Source organism: Pseudomonas sp. NPDC077186 (assembly GCF_044543505.1).
Lineage (GTDB): Bacteria > Pseudomonadota > Gammaproteobacteria > Pseudomonadales > Pseudomonadaceae > Aquipseudomonas.
Genome location: NZ_JBITWE010000019.1, coordinates 1 through 1797 on the forward strand (window position 1 = coordinate 1; position 1797 = coordinate 1797).

The 1797-nt window shown below is 63.4% G+C and carries 1 protein-coding gene; it reads left to right on the forward strand.

Annotated features, from left to right (window positions below; all coding sequences use genetic code 11):
• Positions 1-99 precede the first annotated feature (99 nt).
• Positions 100-1614, forward strand: coding sequence for a transposase (locus tag ACIGKL_RS24975; protein WP_397489019.1), 1515 nt, complete (start codon positions 100-102; stop codon positions 1612-1614).
• Positions 1615-1797: the final 183 nt, after the last annotated feature.

A 1797-nucleotide genomic window follows, 5' to 3' on the forward strand; every position in this document is an offset into this window, starting at 1 on the left:
GCCCCTTAACCAAACGTTGAGGCTGTAGAAAAACCTGCTGCCACTCAATACGCAGGCTGATAACCTCCAGTTCATTCAATCGCAGGGAGGCGCGGGGTGATGCCGCGGTTCAAGGACGTGCACAAGGGGCTCAAACTCCTGCCCATCGACTTCGACAAGCAATTGCTGCCCGGTACCTTCGAGCACGCGTTGTGCTACTTGGTCGATCACGAACTGGATCTCTCCGGCTTCCATGCCCGCTATCGCAACAGCCTCGAAGGCGCCCCCGCCTACGATCCGGCGGTGCTGCTCAAGATCGTTCTGCTCGCCTACAGCCGCGGCATCATCAGCAGTCGCAAGATGGAGGCGGCCTGCCGCGAGCATGTGCTGTTCATGGCCGTTTCCGGCGACAGCCAGCCACACTTCACCACCCTCGCGCACTTCGTCTCCAGCATGGGCGAGCTGGCCGCCAAGCTGTTCGCCCAGGTGCTCGCGGTCTGCGACCGTCAGGGCCTGATCGGCCGCGAGATGTTCGCCATCGACGGCGTCAAGCTGCCAAGCAACGCCAGCAAGGCCAGAAGCGGCACCCGCGCCGATTTCCTGCGCCAGGTCGAGAAGATGGAAAAGGCTGCCGAGGCCATGATCGAGCGCCAACGCCAGTGCGACAAACAACCCGAGGACGACGCCCTGCGCGCCGCACGTAAGCTGGAGCGCTTGCAAGCCGATGCCCGCCAACTGCGCGCCTGGCTCAAGGACAACCCCGAGGATCGCAAGGGCGCCAAGGGACGAACCAACCTGTCCAACCGCACCGACAACGAGTCGGCCAAGATGGCCACGGGCAAGGGCGTGATCCAGGGTTATACCGGCGTTGCCGCCGTCGACGAGAAGGCACAGATCGTCGTCGAAGCCCAGGCCCATGGCACGGGCGCGGAACAGGCCCTGCTCGAGCCCGTCATCGAGGCCACCAGCGCGCTACGCAACGCCGACACCCGTTACACCGCCGATGCCGGTTACCACAGCCGCCGGGCATTGGAACGACTGGAAGCCACCGGCATTACCGCGTTCATTCCCGATAATGGCTACCGCAAGCGTGATCCTCGCTATGCCGGGCAGGAGCTGCACACCGAGAAATCCGACCCGCTGTGGGACAAGCGCCCCAAACGTGTCAGCAGCCGCTGCTACACCCCGGCCGACTTCCACTTCGATCCCCTGCACAAGACCTGCACCTGCCCAGCCGGCAAGCAGCTCTATGGCAACGGTAGCCACTGCCTGCTCAAGGGCCAGCCGGCGATCAAGTTCAAGGGCGCGCTGCGCGACTGCCTGAGCTGCCTGCAACGCCAGCAGTGCCTGCGTACCCCGGAGAAAACCGCAGCGCGGCAAGTGGCCTTCATCCTGCCGAAAACCGAGCCGGACAACGCCCTGATCCGTATGCGGCGCCGCATCGACAGTGAACTCGGCCGCACCATGATCACCCGGCGCTTCGCCACGGTGGAGCCGGTGTTCGGCAACCTGCGCCACAACAAACGCCTGGACCGCTTCAGCCTGCGCGGCCGGGAACGGGTGGATGGCCAGTGGAAGCTCTACTGCATGACCCACAACATCGAAAAACTGGCCAATCGCGGAGCCTGGACATGAATGGCGCCCCCCGCAGGACAGCCTGGAGCCCCTCCAATGCCCCGCTGCTGGTCACAGGACAGCCCAAACAACCTCAACGTCCCCAAAACCACCCCATCTCGATAGCTACCCGACTTCTTCAAAAAAGTGCGACGAGGGCTGAGGGACGAGATGTTTTTGGGGTTTTTCTACAGCTTCGTTAGG

Excerpts from the sequence above, each read along its gene's own strand:
- ACIGKL_RS24975 (WP_397489019.1), top strand. The coding sequence starts at position 100 with ATGCCGCGGTTCAAGGACGTGCACAAGGGGCTCAAACTCCTGCCCATC.